Annotated in this window: 13 protein-coding genes and 1 pseudogene; all 14 read left to right on the top strand. The window is 71.4% G+C overall.

Annotation, left to right across the window (positions count from 1 at the left end; translation table 11 throughout):
- Nucleotides 1-100: 100 nt before the first annotated feature.
- The 14 genes and pseudogenes from GY170_RS04550 to GY170_RS04615 all read left to right on the top strand — a co-directional run bounded on the left by GY170_RS04550 (nucleotide 101) and on the right by GY170_RS04615 (nucleotide 15,950).
- A complete protein-coding gene (locus GY170_RS04550; protein WP_163890390.1) occupies nucleotides 101-1,123 on the top strand; it encodes an ABC transporter permease in 1,023 nt (340 codons plus the stop codon).
- Entirely contained in the window at nucleotides 1,123-2,067 is a 945-nt protein-coding gene (locus GY170_RS04555) for an ABC transporter permease (RefSeq protein ID WP_163890392.1), read from the top strand. The genes GY170_RS04550 and GY170_RS04555 overlap by 1 nt, the downstream gene beginning before the upstream one ends.
- Nucleotides 2,064-2,924, top strand: a complete 861-nt coding sequence (locus GY170_RS04560) for an ABC transporter ATP-binding protein (RefSeq protein WP_163890394.1) — start codon at nucleotides 2,064-2,066, stop codon at nucleotides 2,922-2,924. The genes GY170_RS04555 and GY170_RS04560 overlap by 4 nt, the downstream gene beginning before the upstream one ends.
- Complete coding sequence (locus tag GY170_RS04565) at nucleotides 2,921-3,781, top strand: ATP-binding cassette domain-containing protein (protein WP_163890396.1); 861 nt, start codon at nucleotides 2,921-2,923, stop codon at nucleotides 3,779-3,781. The genes GY170_RS04560 and GY170_RS04565 overlap by 4 nt, the downstream gene beginning before the upstream one ends.
- On the top strand, nucleotides 3,781-4,395 hold the full coding sequence (locus GY170_RS04570) for a pyridoxamine 5'-phosphate oxidase family protein (protein WP_163890398.1): 615 nt from the start codon (nucleotides 3,781-3,783) through the stop codon (nucleotides 4,393-4,395). The genes GY170_RS04565 and GY170_RS04570 overlap by 1 nt, the downstream gene beginning before the upstream one ends.
- Nucleotides 4,396-4,399: 4 nt before the next feature.
- Nucleotides 4,400-5,938 carry a hydantoinase/oxoprolinase N-terminal domain-containing protein gene (locus GY170_RS04575; RefSeq protein WP_163890400.1) on the top strand — a complete coding sequence of 513 codons (1,539 nt, stop codon included), beginning with the start codon at nucleotides 4,400-4,402 and terminating at the stop codon, nucleotides 5,936-5,938.
- Nucleotides 5,931-7,010: an S-methyl thiohydantoin desulfurase family protein gene (locus tag GY170_RS04580; RefSeq protein ID WP_163890402.1), complete on the top strand. Its 1,080-nt coding sequence runs from the start codon at nucleotides 5,931-5,933 to the stop codon at nucleotides 7,008-7,010. Before GY170_RS04575 ends, GY170_RS04580 begins: the two co-directional genes overlap by 8 nt.
- A complete protein-coding gene (gene ocd, locus GY170_RS04585; protein ID WP_163890404.1) occupies nucleotides 7,007-8,059 on the top strand; it encodes an ornithine cyclodeaminase in 1,053 nt (350 codons plus the stop codon). The genes GY170_RS04580 and ocd overlap by 4 nt, the downstream gene beginning before the upstream one ends.
- Nucleotides 8,056-9,654, top strand: a complete 1,599-nt coding sequence (locus tag GY170_RS04590; RefSeq protein ID WP_163890406.1) for a GMC family oxidoreductase — start codon at nucleotides 8,056-8,058, stop codon at nucleotides 9,652-9,654. The genes ocd and GY170_RS04590 overlap by 4 nt, the downstream gene beginning before the upstream one ends.
- An 89-nt stretch (nucleotides 9,655-9,743) precedes the next feature.
- Nucleotides 9,744-10,196: pseudogene (locus tag GY170_RS04595) on the top strand (MaoC family dehydratase); the annotation flags it as partial.
- Nucleotides 10,193-11,023 carry an HpcH/HpaI aldolase/citrate lyase family protein gene (locus tag GY170_RS04600; protein WP_163890410.1) on the top strand — a complete coding sequence of 277 codons (831 nt, stop codon included), beginning with the start codon at nucleotides 10,193-10,195 and terminating at the stop codon, nucleotides 11,021-11,023. The pseudogene GY170_RS04595 and the gene GY170_RS04600, both read left to right, overlap by 4 nt.
- A gap of 77 nt (nucleotides 11,024-11,100) precedes the next feature.
- Nucleotides 11,101-12,612, top strand: a complete 1,512-nt coding sequence (locus GY170_RS04605; protein WP_163890411.1) for a M81 family metallopeptidase — start codon at nucleotides 11,101-11,103, stop codon at nucleotides 12,610-12,612.
- Between the two features lies 1 nt (nucleotide 12,613).
- Nucleotides 12,614-13,699 (top strand): sialidase family protein, encoded by a 1,086-nt coding sequence (locus GY170_RS04610; RefSeq protein WP_163890413.1) that lies wholly within the window; start codon nucleotides 12,614-12,616, stop codon nucleotides 13,697-13,699.
- Between the two features lie 4 nt (nucleotides 13,700-13,703).
- Complete coding sequence (locus tag GY170_RS04615) at nucleotides 13,704-15,950, top strand: MFS transporter (RefSeq protein ID WP_163890415.1); 2,247 nt, start codon at nucleotides 13,704-13,706, stop codon at nucleotides 15,948-15,950.
- Nucleotides 15,951-16,022 lie beyond the last annotated feature (72 nt).

Raw genomic sequence — 16,022 nt, forward strand, 5'->3', positions numbered from 1 at the left:
CGGCGCCTCGGCGCCTGCCCGGGCACCTCGTCACCGGCCGGCGCGGCGGGTTCTCCGCCGCGCCCCGCGCTCACGACCGACCCTTCCGGGGAGCCCCTGCTTGGAATACCTCGTCTTCCTCGTGCGACGCCTGCTCTGGTCGCTGCTCGTCCTCTTCGGCCTGTCCGTGGTGATCTTCGTGATCGCTCGCGGCATGCCGGGGGACCCGGCGCGCATGGCGCTCGGCCCGACGGCCAGCGCCGACCAGGTGGCGCAGCTGCGCGAGACGATGGGCCTCGATCTGCCGCTGGTGACGCAATACGTCCGCTATCTCGGCGGGCTGGCGCAGGGTGACCTGGGGCGCTCCCTCCTGACCGGGCGCTCGGTGAGCGCCGACATCTCCGATACCTTCGCGGCCACCTTCGAGCTGGTACTGGCGACCATCCTCATCGCCTTTGTCGTCGGCCTGCCGCTCGGCGTGATGGCGGCGCAGTGGAAGGACCGCTGGCCCGACAACTCCATCCGGCTCTTCGCGCTGCTCTCGGCCGTCACCCCCACATTCCTGCTGGCGCTGCTGCTGCAGATCCTCGCCGGCTACGTGCTGCACGTCCTGCCCACCACCGGGCGGCTGCCCATCGGCGCCGGCTTCTCCGCCGACATCACCGGGCTGGTGACCGTCGATGCCCTCCTCAAGGGCAACTGGGCGATCCTCGGCGAGGGGCTGCGCCACCTCATCCTGCCCGCCTTCGCGCTCGCCGCCGCCTCCGTGGGGCAGGTGGCGCTGACGACGCGGGCCTCGATGATCGACGTCACGAGCCAGGATTACGTCGAGGCCGCCCGCGCCTTCGGCGTGCCGGAGCGGGTGCGGGTGCTGAAATACATGCTGCGCCCGGCGCTGGTGGCGCCGATGACGATCCTCGGCCTCTCCTTCGCCTCGCTGATCGGCAATGCCTTCGTGGTGGAGCTGATCTTCGCCTGGCCCGGCATGGCCAGCTACGGGGTGCGGACGATCCTGCAGAAGGACCTCAACGCCGTAATGGGCGTGGTCATGGTCTCCGGCGCCTTCTTCGTCATGGTCAACCTCGCCATCGACGTCGCCACCGGCCTCATCGACCCGCGGGTCCGCCTCGGGGGGCGCAGCTGATGGCCACCCGCAGCCTGAGAGAAGAGCCCGCCGCCGGCGCCGCGCCCGATGCGGAGCCCCCCGTGACCACCCTGCCGGAGGCGGAGCCGGAGCGCCTCTCCGCCGCCTACCAGAGCTGGTACCGCTTCTCGCGCAACCCGACGGCGGTGATCGGCGCCGCGATCGTCGTCATCTGCATCCTCGCCGCGGTGCTGGCGCCGCTGATCACGCCCTATCCCTCCCATGTCGGCGCGGTCGTCGACTTCCGCGCCCGGCACCTGCCGCCGAGCTGGGAGCACTGGATGGGGACGGACAACGTCGGCCGCGACATCCTCACCCGCGTCGTCTACGGCATGCGCATCTCGCTGCTCCTCGCCTTCGTGGTGCTGGGCGTGGCGGTGCCGGTCGGCACGCTCCTCGGCCTCGCCGCCGGCTACTTCGGCGGCTGGGTGGAGGTGGTGATCATGCGCCTGACCGACATCGCGCTGGCGATCCCCGGGCTGGTGCTGCTGATGGCGGTGGCCACGGTCTTCTCGCCGAACCTCTTGACCACCATGCTCGCCCTCGCCGCGCTCTGGTGGACATGGCACGCGCGGCTGATCTACGCGATCACCCGCCAGCTGCGCAGCCAGGAGTTCGTCGAGGCGGCGGAGACGCTGGGCGCCTCGACCTTCCACATCCTCTTCCGCGAGATCCTGCCCAACTGCGTCTCGGCGCTGGCGGTGAAGACCTCGCTCGACTGCGGCTTCGTCATCCTCACCGGGGCCGCGCTCTCTTTCCTCGGCCTCGGCGCGCAGCCGCCGATGCCGGACCTCGGCACCATGGTCGCCGGCGGCACCAATTACCTGCCCGATTACTGGTGGGGCTCGGTCATGCCCGGCTGCGCCGTGCTCGTCATCGCGCTGGGCTTCAACCTGCTCGGCGACGGCCTCCGCGATCTCTTCGACGTGCAGGAGATCCGATGACCCTGCTCTCCGTGCGCGACCTCTCCGTCTCCTTCACCACCTACGGGCGCACCACGCAGGTGCTGCACGACGTCAGTCTCGACGTTCCCGCCTGCAGCCAGATCGCGCTGGTGGGGGAGAGCGGCTCGGGCAAGAGCGTGACGATGAAGGCCATCATGGGCCTGCTCTCGACGCCCCCCGCGCGCATCAATTCGGGGCAGATCTTCTACGACGGGGAGGACCTGCTCACCATGCCGCCCGCCCGGCGGATGGCGCTGCGCGGCACGGCGATGTCGATGGTCTTCCAAGACCCGATGTCCTCGCTCAACCCGGTCTTCACCATCGGCGACCAGCTCGGCACGATCCTCAAATACGCCGACCGCCGCCTCGGCCGGCAGCGGGGCCGGGCGGGCCGGCGGGCGCGGGTGGCGGAGGTGCTGGCGCAGGTGCGCATGCGCGAGCCGGAGCGGGTGGCGGGCAGCTACCCGATGCAGCTCTCGGGGGGCATGCGCCAGCGGGTGCTGATCGCCATGGCGCTCCTCTCCGAGCCGACGCTGCTCATCGCCGACGAGCCCGGCACGGCGCTCGACGTCACCACGCAGGCGCAGATCCTCAAGCTGCTGAAGGATCTCGTCGAGGCGAAGGACCTCGCTCTCCTGATGATCACCCACAACCTAGGCGTGGTGCGGGAGACCTCCTCCTACGTCTACGTCATGCACAAGGGCCGCGTGGTGGAGGAAGCACCGACGGAGAGGCTCTTCGCCGCCCCGGCCGAGCAGTACACGCGCGACCTTATCGCCGCCGTCCCCCGCCTCACCGGCCCGGCGCTCACCGCCGCGACGGGCGAGGCCGCCCGGCAGGGCGGAGGAGCGCCATGACCCGTCCCCTCCTCGAAGCGGTGAACCTCGCCAAGCACTACCCGGTGAAAAGCCCGCTCGGCTTCAAGACCGGCGCCGTGCGCGCCGTCGACGGCGTCTCCTTCTCCATCCCCGAGGGCGGCATCTACGGGCTGGCGGGGGAGAGCGGCTCGGGCAAGTCCACCATCGCGCGGATGATCATGGGGCTGACCACGCCCACCTCCGGCGCGCTCCTCCTCGGCGGGCGGGACATCGCGGGGCAGGCGGGTCGCCGTGCCTACCGCTCCAAGGTGCAGATGGTCTTCCAGAACCCCGGCTCCTCGCTCAACCCGCGCCGCTCCATCGGCCAGTCCATCGCCGTGCCGCTCAGCGGCCTCTCCCGCCGCGCCCGCGCCGCCCGCATCGACGAGCTCCTCGGCATGGTGCAGCTGCCCGCCTCCTACGCCCGCCGCTACCCGCACGAGCTCTCCGGCGGGCAGCGCCAGCGCGTCGCCATCGCCCGGGCGCTGGCCTGCGCGCCCCGCCTCCTCGTCCTCGACGAGCCGACCTCGGCGCTCGACGTCTCCGTCCAGGCGAAGATCATCGACCTGCTGACCGAGCTGGGGCGCGAGCTGAACCTGACCTTCCTCTTCATCTCCCACGATCTCAGCCTGATGCGCAATTTCGCCGAGGAGGTCGGTGTCCTCTACCTCGGCAAGCTGGTGGAGACCGGCCCGACCGCCGAGGTCTTCGCCCGGCCCAGACATGCCTACACGCGACTTCTACTTGCGTCGGTTCCGGTCATCTCCGACGAAGAGGCGGCCCTGCGCCCGCAGGTGCCGCTGATCGACGGCGAGATGCCGACGGCGGAACAACTCATTGCCATGGAGCAACGCTGATGGAGTTCATCGAGTCCCGCGAGGCGCTGCGCGCCCATTACCGCCCCGTCCACGAGAACGCGGCCAAGAAGGTCCTGCCGAAGCTCGACCCTCATGCCCGCAACTTCCTCTCCCGCAGCCCCTTCCTGATGATGGGCACGCAGGATGCCGCCGGCCGCGCCGATGTCTCGCCGAAGGGCGACAAGCCCGGCTTCGTTGCGCCCCTCGACGACGTCACGCTCGCCATCCCCGACCGGCCCGGCAACAACCGTCTGGATTCGTGGGAGAACCTCGTGGACAACCCGTCCATCGGCCTGATCTTCGTGATCCCCGGCATGGCGGAGACGCTGCGCATCAACGGCGAGGCGAAGCTGACGGTCGACGAGGAGCTCTGCGCCCGCCTCGGCGTCGACGGGCGGCCGGCGCAGGCGGTCTGCGTGGTGAAGATCCGCGAGCTCTACATGCATTGCGCCAAGGCCTTCATGCGCTCGGAGCTCTGGAAGCCCGAGACATGGCCCGACCGCAAGGAGCTGCCGAGCCTCGGCCAGATCATGCGCGACCAGCTCGCCCTCGCAGAGAGCTCCGACGAGATCGATGCGGGCCTCGCCGATTCCTATTCCAAGAGCATGTGGTGACCGGATGATCCGCGTTGGCATCGATGTGGGTGGCACGAATACCGATGCCGTGGTGGTGGACGGCTCCCGCGTCGTCGCGGGGGTCAAACGCCCGACGACGCAGGATGTCCTCTCCGGCGTCGTCGCCGCGCTCCGCGCGGTGCTGGAGGAGGCGGCGCTGTCCCCAGATGCCGTCGATGCCGTGATGATCGGCACCACCCATTTCACCAACGCGGTGATCGAGCGGCGCGGGCTGGCGAAGACCGGCGCCATCCGCCTCGCCCTGCCGGCCACCGCCTCGCTGCCACCAATGGTGGACTGGCCGGAGGACCTGCGCGACGTGATCGGCGGCCATGTCTGGCTCGCCCATGGGGGCAACGAGTTCGACGGTGGCGCCATCTCCGACCTCGACGAGGCGGAGCTGCGCGGCATCGCCGCCGAGGTCGCCGCCCTCGGCATCGATACGCTGGCGATCAGCGCCGTCTTCTCCCCCGTCAGCGACGGGATGGAGCGGCGGGCGGCGGAGATCCTCGCCGAGGCGCTGCCCGGCGTCACGCTCACCCTCTCCTGCGAGATCGGCCGCGTCGGCCTGCTGGAGCGGGAGAATGCCGCGATCATGAACGCCTGCCTGCGAGGGCTCTCCGCCCACGTGATCGACGCCTTCCGCCGCGCCATGGCCGAGGCGGGGGTGACGGGGCGGCTCTACCTCACTCAGAACGACGGCACGCTGATGGATGCCGAGGTGGCGGAGCGCTTCCCGGTGCTCACCTTCGCCTCCGGCCCCACGAACTCCATGCGCGGCGCCGCCTTCCTCTCCGGCGTGACGGACGCGATCGTGGTGGATATCGGCGGCACCACGGCGGATGTCGGCATGCTGCAGAAGGGCTTCCCGCGCCCCGCCTCGATGGCGGTGGAGGTGGGCGGCGTGCGCACGAACTTCCGCATGCCCGATGTCTTCTCCATCGGCCTCGGCGGCGGCAGCCTCGTGGCCGGGGAGGGGGGCGATATCGGCCCCCAGTCGGTCGGCTACCGGCTGACGGAGGAGGCGCGCGTCTTCGGCGGCGCCACCCTCACGACAACCGACATCGTGGTGGCCGCCGGCCGTGCCTCGCTCGGCGATCCGGCCGAGGTCGAGGGGCTGGAGCCGGAGCTCGTCTCCACGGCGCTCGCCCGCATCGACACGATGCTGGAGGAGGCGGTGGAGCGCTCGCGCATCTCCTCCGAGCCCTTGCCCGTTATCGTCGTCGGCGGCGGCTCGATCATCGCGCCCGGGCGGCTGGGGGAGCTGGAGGTCATCAAGCCCGGCCACTTCGCCGTCGCCAATGCCGTCGGCGCCGCCATCGCGCAGGTCTCCGGCGAGATCGACAGCGTCTTCTCCCTCGCCGAGACGGGCCGCGAGGCGGCGCTGGCCGAGGCGAAGGCGCGGGCGGGCGAGGCGGCGGTGGCCGCGGGGGCGGACGCCGCTTCCATCGAGATCGTCGATATCGAGGACGTGCCGCTGAGCTACCTGCCCGGCAACGCCACACGCATCCGCGTCAAGGCGGTGGGAGAACTGAATGTCTGACGGGTTCCTGATCCGCGAGGGGGACCTCGCCGCCCTCTCGCTCGGCGCCGCGCTGCTCGGCACCGGCGGCGGCGGCAACCCCTACTTGGGGATGCTGCGCACCCGCGAGCTGCTGCGCAAGGGCGGCGAGATCCGCATCCTGCCGCTGGAGGCCTTGGCCGACGAGGCGCAGGTCTGCACCGTCGGCGGCATCGGCGCGCCGGTGATCGGCGTCGAGAAGCTCGCCGAAGGGGGGGAGACCTACCGCGCCCTGAAGGCGGTGGCCGACACGGCGGGGGTGGAGATTTCCGCCCTCATCGCCGCCGAGATCGGCGGCGCCAATGCCATGGCGCCGATGATCGTCGCCGCGCAGGCCGGCCTGCCGGTGATCGACGGCGACGGCATGGGCCGCGCCTTCCCCGAGGTGCAGATGTCCACCTTCGCCATCTACGGCGCCCGCTCCGACATGGCGGCGCTGGCCGATGACAAGGGCAATGTCGTCGTCGTGCGCCACGTCGCCAGCGCCAAGTGGATGGAGCGGTTCCTGCGCGCCACAGTGGTGGAGATGGGGGCGGGCGGCGGCGCGGCGGGGGCGCCCATGTCCATGGCCGAGGTGCGGCGCGCCGCCATCCCCGGCACCGTCAGCCAGGCGCTGGAGATCGGCGCCGCGCTGCTCGACGCGCGGAAGAAGCGCCATGACCCCGTCGCCCGCCTCGCCGAGGTGACCGGGGGCCGCGTCTGCTTCGCCGGCAAGATCACCGATGTGCGCCGCGAGCTGACGGGCGGCTTCGTACGCGGCCATGCCGAGTTGACGGGGGCGGAGGCGTGGCAGGGCTCCACCGCGCGCATCGCCATCCAGAACGAGAACCTCGTCCTCTGGGTGGATGGCGAGCCGCGCGTCTGCGTGCCCGATCTCATCATGAACGTCGATCTCGACACCGGCGAGCCGATCACCACCGAGATGCTGCGCTACGGCCAGCGTGTCGCCGTGCTCGGCATCCCGGCCCACCCTCTCCTGACCTCTCCCGAGGCGCTCGCGGTCGTTGGCCCCGAAGCCTTCGGCTACCCCGAGCTGACCTTCACACCGCTATGACCCACGGTCTCAACACCATCCGCTTCGTCTCCGTCGATGCCATGATGCGGCTCGTGCATCACGTCGGCGTCGAGTCCTTCCTCACCGGCCTCGCCGCCTATGTGGAGGCCGATTTCCGCCGCTGGGAGAGCTTCGACAAGAGCCCCCGCGTTGCCAGCCATTCCCCCGGCGGCGTCATCGAGTTGATGCCGACGAGCGACGGCGCGCTCTATGCGTTCAAGTACGTCAACGGCCACCCGCAGAACGGCCGCCTCGGGCGGCAGACCGTCACCGCCTTCGGCGTCCTGGCCGAGGTGGACACGGGGTATCCCACGCTCCTCTCCGAGATGACGCTGCTCACGGCGCTGCGCACCGCCGCCACCTCCGCCGTCGCCGCCCGCGCTCTGGCCCGGCCGGACAGCCGCACCATGGCGCTCATCGGCAACGGCGCCCAGTCGGAGTTCCAGGCGCTGGCCTTCCGCGCCCTCCTCGGCATCGAGACGCTGCGCCTCTACGATATCGACCCCGCCGCGACGGAGCGTTGCGCCGCCAATCTCGCCCCCCTCGGCTTCTCCATCACCCGCTGCACCAGCGCGGAGGAGGCGGTGCAGGGCGCGGATATCGTCACCACCGCGACGGCGGACAAGCGGCAGGCCACCATCCTGTCGGACAACATGGTCGGCGCCGGGCAGCACCTGAACGCCGTCGGCGGCGACTGCCCCGGCAAGACGGAGCTGGCGGAGGCGATCCTGCACCGAGCGTCGATCTTCGTCGAATACCCCGAGCAGACCCGCATCGAGGGGGAGATCCAGCAGCTCGCCCCCGATCACGCCGTGACGGAGCTCTGGCAGGTCCTCTCCGGCCTCGCGCCCGGGCGGACGGGGGCGGACCAGATCACGCTCTTCGACTCGGTGGGCTTCGCGACGGAGGATTTCTCCGCCCTGCGCTTCGTCGCCGACTGCATCGCCGGCACGGAGTATTTCGAGGAGCTCGATCTCCTCGCCGATCCCGACGAGCCGCGCGACCTCTTCGGGATGCTCATGCGCGCCCGCCCGGGCGAGGCGGCGTGAGCGAGAGCTTCGACTTCATCGTCGTCGGCTCCGGCTCCGGGGGCGCGGTGGTGGCGACGCGGCTGGTGGAAGCGGGGCACTCGGTGGCCCTCATGGAGGCCGGCCCCTCCGACCGCCATCTCTTCATCCAGGCCCCGGCGGGCAGCTTCATGCTCGCCAAGACCGGCCACTCCACCCCGCATGAGACGGTGCCGCAGGCCCACGCCCTCGGGCGCAGGATGTACATTCCGACGGGCCATACGCTCGGCGGCGGCTCCTCCGTCAACGGCATGGTCTACATGCGCGGCCAGCCGGAGGATTACGATCACTGGCGCGATCTCGGGAACCCCGGCTGGGGCTATGACGACGTACTGCCCTGGTTCCGCCGGGCCGAGGACAACCAGCGCCTTGCCGGCCTCGCCCACGGGCAGGGTGGCCCGCTGACGGTGAGCGATCCCACGCATCGCCACGCCCTTTCCCGTGCCTTCGTGCTGGCGGCGCAGCAGGCGGGGCATGCCTACAACGACGACTTCAACAAGGGCCGGGGGCAGGGCAACACCCACGGCCAGCAGGGCGTCGGCTTCTTCCAGACGACGACGAAGGCTGGCCGCCGCGCCTCCACCGCCGCCGCCTACCTCTCCCGCGTGCGGGGGAGCGAGCGGCTGGCGGTGAGATTGAACGCGCCGGTGACGGGGCTGGTGCTGGAGGGGCGGCGGGTGCGCGGCGTGCGCGTCGCCGGCAAGGGCGGCGGGAGCGAGGTGCTGGCCGCCCGCGCCGGCGTCGTCCTCTCCGCCGGCACCTTCGCGACGCCGAAGCTGCTCATGCTCTCCGGCATCGGGCCGGCGGAGCATCTGGCCGGGCACGGCATCCCGCTGGCGTGGGACATGCCGGCGGTGGGGCAGAACCTGCATGACCACCTCGAGGTGCAGCTGGAGGCGCGCCTGAAGGAGCCGATCAGCCTCTTCGGGCACGACAAGGGCTGGCGCCGCTATCGGCACGGGCTCGAATGGCTGCTCTTCCGCTCGGGCGTGCTGACCTCCACCATCGTGGAATCCGGCGGCTTCTTCGACCTCGATGGCGACGGCCGGCCGGACATGCAGATCCACGTCATCCCCGCCCTCTCCGGCGATGTCGACCGGGTGCCGGCGCGGGTGCACGGCATCTCCATTGACCCCGGTTTCCTCAGGCCGAAGTCGCGCGGCGAGGTTCGCCTCGCCTCCGCCGACCCCTTCGCCCGCCCGGTGATCGACCCGCATTTCCTCGAAGCGCCGGAGGATATGGAGACGCTCCTCGCCGGCATCGCCTGCACGCGGCAGATCATGGCCCAGCCGGCGCTGGCCGATCTCATCGCCGAGGAGCTGTTGCCGGGCGCCGCCGTCACCTCCCGTGCCGATCTGGAGGCCTTCGTGCGCGGCTATGCCAAGACGGCCTACCACCCGGTCGGCACCTGCGCGATGGGCCAGGTGACGGACCACCGGCTGAAGGTGCGTGGGGCGGAGAACCTCTGGATCGCCGACGCCTCGGTCATGCCCCACATCGTCAGCGGCAACACCAACGCCCCCACGATCATGATCGGCGAGCGGGCGGCGGATTTCATCAAGGCGGACGTGGCCTGAGGGGCTGCGCCGCGAGACTGGGGGGACCGAATGAGCCATCTTGAGAGCGTCGCCCGAGGCGCGGAGCCGCCCGTCATCGGCAGCGGCGCCACATGAGCGGGCGCCATTTCGAGGACTGGGCCATCGGCGAGACCATCGCCCATCCCGTCCACCGCACGGTGACGGAGACCGACAACCTCCTGCTGACGACACTCACCCTCAATCCGCAGCCGCTGCATCTTGATGCCGACTACGCGGCGGGCACGGAGTTCGGGCAGATCGTGGTGAACGGGCTCTTCACCTTCTCGCTCATGATCGGCCTCTCGGTGGCGGAAACCACGCTCGGCACGCTCGTCGCCAACCTCGGCTACGACGCGGTGAAGATGCCGAAACCCGTCTTCATCGGTGACACCCTGCGGGCGGAGACGGAAGTCGCGGAGCTCCGGGACTCCCGGAGCCGCCCGAATGCCGGCATCGTCACCTTCGCGCACCGGGCGCTCAATCAGCGGGGCGAGGTCGTCTGCACCTGCACCCGCACGGCGCTCGTGGCGCGGCGGGCATGAGGCTGCGCTCGCTCCTCTTCGTGCCGGGCGACCGGGCGGACCGCTTCGACAAGGCCGCCCGCTCCGGCGCCGACGCGCTGATCCTCGATCTGGAGGATTCCGTCTCCCCCGAGCGCAAGGCCGAGGCGCGCGGCGCCGTCGCCGCCTTCCTCTCCCGCCCGGGCCGGCCCCTGCCGCTCTTCGTGCGGGTCAATCCACTGGGAACGGAGGCGCTGGCGGAGGATCTCGCCATCGCCGCCGCCCGGCCCGACGGCCTCGTCCTGCCCAAGGCGGAGGGCGCGGCGGACGTGGCGGCGCTCGCGGAGCGGGCCGGGGGCCTGCCGATCCTGCCCATCGCGACGGAGACGCCCCGCGCCGTCTTCGCCCTCGGCTCCTACGCGGAGGCCGCGCCCCACCTCGCTGGCCTCACCTGGGGGGCGGAGGATCTGCCCGCCGCCATCGGCGCCACCGCCTCGCGGGACGAGGCCGGCTTTCTGCCGCCCTACCAGATGCTCCGCGCGCTGACGCTCTTCGCCGCCCACGCCGCCGGCGTGCCCGCCATCGAGACGGTGCACCCCGACATCGCCGATGAAGGCGGGCTGGCCCGCGTCGCCGCCGCCGCCCGCCGCGACGGCTTCACCGGGATGATGGCCATCCACCCCGCGCAGATCGCCGCCATCCACGCCGCCTTCACGCCGGGGGAGGCGGAGGTGGCAGCGGCGCGCGAGATCGTCGCCGCCTTCGCCGCGGCGCCGGGCGCCGGGGCGCTGCGGCTGGGCGGCAAGATGATCGACCGCCCGCACCTGACCGCCGCCCGGCGGCTGCTGGAGGCGGCGGAGAGCGGCTGAAGGGGGCCGATAGCTCTGGCGCGCCGGTCGGAAGCAGTTATCATGAAACCATGTTCACTGCCCCCGAAAGGCCTGCCATGCCCAAGCGCGTCCTCTTCGCCGGCCTCTTCCATGAGACCCACACCTTCCTCGCCCAGAAGAGCGACCTGTCGCTCTTCCGCCGCTCGCTCTTCCACGAGGGCCACGAGATACTCGAGAAGACCCGCGGCAATGCCTCCCCGGCGGACGGCTTTCTCTCCGTCGCCGATGACCAGGGCTGGGAGGTCCTGCCCTCCATCCAGATGGGCGCCGGCCCCGGCGGCATGGTGACGGAAGAGGTGATCGAGACCTTCGAGGCCCGCTTCTACGCCGATCTCGAACGGCTGGCGGGAGAGATTGACGGCATCTTCCTCGTCCTCCACGGCGCGATGGTCAGCGAAGAGCGCGACGACGTCGAGGCGACGATCCTGCAGGGCGTGCAGGCGCGGCTGCGCGCTGCCGGCGTGGAGGTCCCTGTGGTCGGCGTGCTCGACCTGCACGGCAACATCTCCGACGCCTGCACCGAGAATTCCACGATGCTCGTCGCCTACCGTGAGAACCCGCACACGGATGCGCGGGCGACGGCGGTGCGGGCCGCCGGCTTCCTCGGGCAGCTGATGGATGGGCTCAAGGTCTCCCAGGTCAACCGGCAGACGCCCTACGTCCTGCCGCCCACCGGCGTCGGCACGGCGGCGGACCCGATGCGCGCCATGCTGGCGCGGGCGAGGGCCATCGAGGCGGAGGCGTCCGAGATCGTCAACATCAACGTCATGGCCGGTTATGCCTATGCCGACATCCCCATGGCCGGCGTCTCCTTCTCCGCCGCCACCACGGGCGATCCGGCCGCGGCCGAGGCCCGGCTGGCGGAGCTGGAGGAGGTGCTGACGGCCCATCTCTCCGAAGGCTACCCGGCGGAGGCGTCGCTGGCCGACGCGCTGGCCGAGGCCGATGCGCTACCGCCCGGCGAGGGGCCGGTGCTCTTGATCGAGCCGGCGGACAATATCGGCGGCGGCACCCCCGGCGACGCGACCGGGGTGCTGGGCCCGCTGCTGGAGACGGGCCGCACCGGCATCGTCGCCATGATCTGCGACCCCGAGAGCGTCGCCGCTTGCCGCGCCGCGGGCCTCGGCGCGGAGGTGGACCTGATGGTCGGCGGCAAGACGGACGATCAGCATGGGAGCCCGGTGCCCTTCGCCGGGCAGGTGCGGACCCTGACGGACGGCCGCTTCGAGCTGGAGAACAAGCAGAGCCACGCCGCCTCGATGGGCGGCGCGCTGATCGACATGGGGCCGAGCGCGGTGGTGGAGAACGGGCAGGCGGTGATCCTGCTGACCTCCATCAAGACCGCGCCGATGGATCTCGGCCAGCTCCACAGCCAGGGCATCGCGCCGGAGGAGGCGGCGTATATCGTCATCAAGGCGGCCGTCTCCCACAAGGCCGCCTACGATGCCATTGCGCGGGCGCAGATCTACGTCGACAGCGTGGGCCTGTGCACGTCGAACCTCACGCGGCTCCCTTACCGCAAGCTGACCGGCAAGCGGATCTCGCTCACCGCCACCGCCGGCGGCTGAGATGCGCCTCGGCGAGCCCTTCACTATCTATGCCAACCCGGCGCCGCTGCTCCTCTCCCGGCAGGCGGCCTTCCCGGGGCTGGTGAGCCTCGGCGGCGGCGAGCTCTTGGCGATGTTCTCCATCGGGCAGGCCTTCGACGCCGCCGACATGCGCAGCCACACCTGCCGCAGCCGCGATGGCGGGCGGACGTGGAGCGCGCCCGTGCCGATGCACGGCGGCACGGCGCTGGAATCGGAGAGCTTCAAGCCGGTGCGCCTGCCGGACGGGCGTCTCCTCGCCACCGGCTACGTCTTCGAGCGGCCCGACATGGTGACCCCCATCGTCGACCCGGCGACGCGCCGCATCCTGCCGCTGGTCACCAAGGCCGCGTGGTCCTCCGACGACGGCGCGACGTGGAGCGTGCCGCGCCCCTTCGATGCCGACGCGCCGCTGGAGCTCTCCGGCCCCGCCCTCGTCACCTCGGACGGCCGGCTCCTCGCCGCCGGGGCACCGTTCCACCTCGGCACCGAGGGCCACGAGGGCTGGCTGATCGAGAGCCGCGACGGCGGCGGGAGCTGGCAGAGGCTCTCCGTCTTCTACCGCTCACCCGGCGGCAGGGTGGCGCCGTGGGAGTGCCGGCTGGCGGAGCTGGGGCCGGGGCGGATCGCGGTGCTCTTCTGGGCCTATGACACGGCCGCCGATCGCAACCTCGACAATCACCTCGTCCTCTCCGAGGATGGGGGGCAGAGCTTCGGTCCCGCCCTCGCCACCGGCATCATGGGGCAGGCGTCGAACCTGATGCCCTTGAACCTCACGCCTCCGGGGGAGAGCGAGATCCTGACGATCCACTGCCACCGCGCGCCGCCCGTCAGCCTGACGCTCCGGCGCCTCGCCCTCACAGGCGAGGTGCGCGAAGAGGCCGACATCTTCACCGCCGAGGCGATGGGGGCGGCGACGGGCAACATCTCCGCCCAGTTCGGCTCGCTGAAGTTCGGCCAGCCCTCGCTCACGCGCCTGTCGCAGACGGAGGCGCTGGCAGCCTGGTGGCAGGTGGAAGATTGCCAGCACGTCATCAAGGGCGCCCGGATCGAGCTGGGGAGCGCCTGACGCGATGGACGGGGAGGAGCCACCGGCCGAACCGGCCGTCCAGAGCGATTTCGACAAGCTGCGGCGGATCCCGTGGTTCTACTCGCAGGTGGTGCTCACCTCGACGGCGGTCCTGTGCACCGTCACCGCGCCGCTCACCCTCTTCGCCGCCGAGATGGGGCTGGGGGAGGGGCAGATCGGTGTCCTCGGCGGCATCATGCCCTTCCTTCAGGTCGCGGGCCTGCTGGCGCTGCCCGTCATCGGGCGCTTCGGCTCCCGCCGGGTGGCGGCCTCGGCGCTGACGGCGCGCTACGGCTTTCTCTGCCTGTTCTTCCTGACGCCCTTCTTCCTTGGCGACGTCGATGTCGTCTTCGCCATCCTCCTCGTCGCCATGACCGGCTTCGCGCTCTGCCGGGCGACGGCGGAGGCGGCGCTGATCCCGTGGAGCCAGGAGTTCATCCCCCGCGCCATCCGGGGCCGGGTGGCGGGGCGCAACGCGCTGATCTACCTGCCGGTGGCGCTGGTGGTGAGCTGGCTCATCCGCTGGTGGCTGGACGGGCAGACGGGGCTCTGGCGCTTCTACCCCGTCTTCGCCGCCGGCATCCTCTGCGGCATCGCCGGCTCCCTCTCCCTCCTCGGGCTGCGCGGCGGCGCCCCCGCCGCCCGCGGGCGCCGGGCGGGGCCACGGCTGCGGGCGCTGGCGGAGCCCTTGGGGGACAGGAACTTCCTCGTCTTCCTCGCCGCCTCGGGGACGCAGTACCTGATCCTCGCGGCGCTCAACCTCTTCCTGCTGCTGTTCTTCCGTGACCTCGGCATGCGCTCGGGGGAGCTGGTCTTCCTCTCCGCCCTGACGCCCGTGGGCGCCGCGCTCGGCACGCTGGCGGCGGGCTGGCTGGTGGATCGCTACGGGACGCGGCCGGTGTTCCTCACCCTCATCGGCGGGCAGATCCTGCTCTTCCTCGCGCTGCCCTTCATGACGGCGGAGATGGGCGGGCTGGCGGTGCTGGTGGCGGTGGCCTTCTTCTTCTTCGGCCTCTTCGCGCAGACGGCGATGGCGATCGGCGGCGTCTACATGCTCAACGTCGTGCCGCCCGCCTCGAAGGAGGCGTTCACGACGCTGCATTACATCACCGTCGGCCTCGTCGGCGGGGCGGCGACCGTCTTCGCCGGGATGCTGCTGGCGCGGCTCTCGCTCGCGCCGCTGACGCTCTTCGGCCATGCCTTCGCGCCCTTCACGGTGCTCTTCGCGCTGGCGGCCATGCTCTCCCTCGTTGCCGCCGCCGCCTTCTATGCGCTGCGCGAGGAAGGCGGGCTATCGGTGCGCGACTTCTTCGCCAACTTCTCCACCGGCAGCCCGGTCCGCGCGCTCGTCGGCATCCAGCGCATCGCCGGCCCGACGTCGGAGGATCGGCGCCGTGAGCTGGCCTATGGCCTCGGCGCGCTGCGCAGCCCGCTGGCCAAGCGCGAGCTGATCGAGGCGCTGAGCGATCCCTCCTTCGATGTGCGCCACGAGGCGGTGCAATCGCTCGGCCACCTCGCCCCGCATGAGGATGTCGTGGCCGCCCTCAGCGAGGTGCTCGGCTACGACGGGCTGGTGGAGCTGCAATACGCGGCCATCGCCTCCCTCGGGCGGCTGAAGGCACGGGGTGCGGCGGCGCAGGTCGCGGCCTTCCTCGGCAGCGACAACCCGCTGCTGCGCGCCCGGGCTCTCCGCGCGCTGGGCGAGATGGGGGCGGTGGAGGCGCTCCCGGGCCTGCGCGCCGCGCTGGCGGAGGATCCGCATCTCGACTGCCGCCTCGCCGCCGTCTCCGCCCTCGGCAAACTGCGCGACGAGGAGAGCCTCGGCGGGCAGGTGGAGATCTACTGCGAGCAGGTGGCGGACGAGCACGCGATGGCCGAGCCGCGCTCGAAGGTGGTGCTGCTGGCGCTGGCCAAGATCATCGGGGTGGAGGAGAGCTTCGCCCGCGACTGGCTGAGCGAGCAGAAGGCGCCGGGGCAGGTGCCGCCCGACCTGATGCTGCGGCTGGCGCGGATGCTGCGCCGCCAGAACGAGGCGCAGCTGCTCAAGCGCGCCGCCGGCCGCTACCGCGCCGAGGCGCCGGGGGAGGCATGGATGGCGGCGCTGACGCTGCGCCCGCTGATCTCCGGCTCGGGCCACCCCGATGCCGGCAAGGTACGCGAGCTGATCGACGGGGTGGCGGGCATCAAGGCGCCGCACCCGGCGCTACTGATCCTCGTGCTGCTCGGCGCGCGGCGCGTCCTACGCAAGTAGCGCGCCGCGGCGGGCCACGGAAATCGCGCGATTTCCGTGCACGAATTTCGCGCGAAATTCGGGGCCTCCGGG

It is taken from the genome of Pseudoroseicyclus tamaricis (assembly GCF_012070395.1).
In the GTDB taxonomy this organism is placed as follows: Bacteria; Pseudomonadota; Alphaproteobacteria; order Rhodobacterales; family Rhodobacteraceae; genus Pseudoroseicyclus_A; species Pseudoroseicyclus_A tamaricis.